This window comes from Peptoniphilus sp. BV3C26 (assembly GCF_000478985.1).
Taxonomy (GTDB): domain Bacteria; phylum Bacillota; class Clostridia; order Tissierellales; family Peptoniphilaceae; genus Peptoniphilus_B; species Peptoniphilus_B koenoeneniae.
Window position 1 is genome coordinate 1 of record NZ_AWXB01000048.1, and the last position, 921, is coordinate 921.

Here is a 921-nt window from a genome sequence, read left to right on the forward strand (position 1 = left end):
ATTTGTTCCTGCAATGATTCTTCTGCCAATGGTATTTGGAGTAAAAGCTGTTTGGTTCACACAGCCCCTTGTTGATTTCATTATGATTGTTGTTGGAATCTTCATGATGCTTGGAGAACTAAATAAGATGAGCAAAGAAAAAGTACAAGCATAAGATTTTTTATTATGTGCGTGGATACCTGAAATAGTAGAAGGGCTTAATTTATGAGGAATAGTTAGTTGTAAAATGGAGGGACAGGATATGATAAAGGCTATATATTTCTTTGAAGTTATAACTCAAAACAAAATCCTTCCTTTTTCTTATAAGATTTACAGTTGTCTGTCTTTCCATATTCTCGTCTAAACAATTAAATATAGTAAAAGAAAGAACAGGTTTCTTTCATTTAGAGGACTTCTTATGCCAAGATGCAGGAGTCCTCCTTTTTTGTCTGAAAAACAAATAGACAAGAAAGAAATGGAGGAAACTTTATGTCAAAAGAGTATTACCTTTATGTCAGAGGGCAAAAGGTAAAAGTCAGTGAAGATATTTATAAAGTCTACTGGCGAGAAAAAGAACACGAAAAGTATTTAGAGCAGGTGGACAAGAAAAACCACTTGCTCTTTTTTTCATCATTGGATCATGATGGACATTTTATAGATAACCTTGCTGATGAAAGCGTTGATGTAGAAAAGATTGTTGAAACACAGATGATGATTGAGGCAGTCAGAAATGCTATATCAAAACTAAACGATGAGGAAAGGGACATCATAGAGCGTTTGTATTTCAATGATGAAACGCTATCAAGCATAGCGAGAGGTAAGAAAGTGAGCTATCAAGCTATACAATGGCGAAAAAACAATATTCTTAAAAAGCTAAAGGTGCTTTTGAAAGAATTTATAAAGTAAACGCCTTGTAGATGGGGGCAGATTTTCCTTTATAAA

1 protein-coding gene and 1 pseudogene are annotated in these 921 nt (G+C 33.8%); both read left to right on the plus strand.

Annotated elements, in window-relative coordinates; all coding sequences use genetic code 11:
- Window positions 1-154, plus strand: a pseudogene (locus tag HMPREF1253_RS09940) (MATE family efflux transporter); the annotation flags it as partial.
- 314 nt (window positions 155-468) lie between these two features.
- Window positions 469-885, plus strand: a complete 417-nt coding sequence (locus tag HMPREF1253_RS05315) for a sigma factor-like helix-turn-helix DNA-binding protein (RefSeq protein ID WP_023055729.1) — start codon at window positions 469-471, stop codon at window positions 883-885.
- The last annotated feature ends 36 nt before the right edge of the window (window positions 886-921 follow it).

What these genes read in the sequence shown, in the direction of transcription:
- HMPREF1253_RS05315 (WP_023055729.1), top strand. Translation starts at nt 469, where the DNA reads ATGTCAAAAGAGTATTACCTTTATGTCAGAGGGCAAAAGGTAAAAGTC.